1 protein-coding gene is annotated in these 1,770 nt (G+C 68.3%); it reads left to right on the top strand.

All coding sequences use genetic code 11. The annotated features are described in order from the left end of the window. The first annotated feature begins 209 nt into the window (after positions 1 to 209). Positions 210 to 1,664, top strand: a complete 1,455-nt coding sequence (locus ACZ4MF_RS48930) for an NF041680 family putative transposase (protein WP_467500927.1) — start codon at positions 210 to 212, stop codon at positions 1,662 to 1,664. Positions 1,665 to 1,770 lie beyond the last annotated feature (106 nt).

Below are 1,770 nucleotides of genomic sequence, written 5' to 3'. Positions count from 1 at the left end.
CCCGCGACCGCCCAAGCCCACCTGTTGGCCAGTCGAAACGCTGCAGGTCATACCTGCCATCGCACCCCCACCAGACCCCTAAGTCAACGGCATTGTGTTTAACCTCGGCGGTTCACCTGACCTGCTGATCTTGGTTCGTTCTCGGGACAGCAGGGCGGCCGTTCTTCACGCTTCGAGGTGTCGAGCAACGTCGCGTGAAGGAACGGCCGCTGGTGAAGATTCTTGCCGCTGAACAGTCTGCTGAGGCCGCGTTGGGCGTCCTGTCCCACTTTCGTGTCCAGTTCTACGACTGCCTTTACAGCCGTGCGGATGCGCTCTTCGAGCTCACCGACGCGGTGCTGTGCTCGGACGGGCCGGTGACGTCGCTGGTCGAGCTGACGCTCACGGCTGAGCACCGTCGTGGGCACGGTGCGATGTACGACGCGGTCAATCACGGCTGGCTGGAGCCGCGCCGCCTGCGTCGGCTGCTGGCGTCCACGCCGTTGCCGCGTGCCGCCGACGGTCGGATCGTGCTTGCGGTGGATGTGAGCAACTGGCTGCGTCCTGATGCCCCCACCAGCCCGGAGTTGCTGTTCTGCCACGTCTACGGGCGGGGCCGCAGCGCGGATCAGCTCATCCCTGGGTGGCCCTACTCCTTCGTCGCCGCGCTGGAGACGGGACGCACGTCGTGGACGGCCGTGCTGGACGCGATCCGGCTGGGGCCGGCCGACGATGCCACCGCGGTGACCGCCACCCAGCTGCGCGAGGTGGTCACCCGGCTGGTGCACGCCGGGCAGTGGCGGCCGGGTGATGCGCACATCCTCGTCGTGATGGACACCGGCTACGACGTCACCCGCCTCGCCTACGTCCTGGCCGACCTGCCCGTCGAGCTCGTCGGCCGTCTGCGCTCGGACCGCGTCATGCTCCGGGACGCCGGACCGCGTCGCTCCACACCTCGCGGCGGTCAGCCCCGCAAGCACGGCGGCGTCCTCACCTTCTCCAAGCCGGAGTCCTGGCACACCCCTGACCAGGCCACAACGTGCGACACCACCCGCTACGGCACGGCCGAAGCCCTCGCCTGGGACCGGATGCACCCGCGACTGCAGGCCCGTGGCCCCTGGCTCGACCACTGCGGCGAACTCCCTTTGATCCACGGCACGTTGATCCGGCTGAGGGTCGAGTACCTGCCTGGTGACCGCGACCCGAAGCCGGTGTGGCTGTGGTCCTCGCGCACCGGGCTGACCGGCCAGGACGTCGATGTGCGCTGGCAGGCGTTTCTCCGCAGATTCGATCTTGAACATACCTTCCGGCTGTTCAAGCAGACCCTGGGCTGGACCGTCCCCAAGGTCCGCGATCCGCACACGGCCGACCTGTGGACCTGGCTGATCATCGCCGCCCACACCCAACTCCGCCTCGCCCGGCCCCTCGCCGAGGACCTCCGCCGCCCCTGGGAACGGCCCGCCGAGCCGCGCCGGCTCACCCCTGCCCGGGTCCGTCGGGGGTTCCGCCACCTCCGCGTGAAGACCGCCCGTCCCGCCGGTGTGCCCCAACCCTCCAAGCCCGGACCCGGACGCCCACCCGGCTCGAAGAACCGCAGGCCAGCCCCACGTCACGAGCCTGGGAAGACCGTGAAACGAATCGAAACCCTCACCGAACACGTCCGCCTGAAACAGCAGCGAGGTTAATGATCAAGCTGAGAGGTCGTTCTCTTTCCGAACCTCGTGTGTGGTTTCTGCTGGTCAGGCATGAGAGCCCAGTTGTCGCGGGAGTCTCGGTCCGTTGCTGACCGAG

Source organism: Streptomyces sp. NPDC025793 (genome assembly GCF_055558375.1).
The sequence above is the reverse complement of the archived record's forward strand: the minus strand, read 5'-3'. Positions and strand labels throughout refer to the sequence as shown.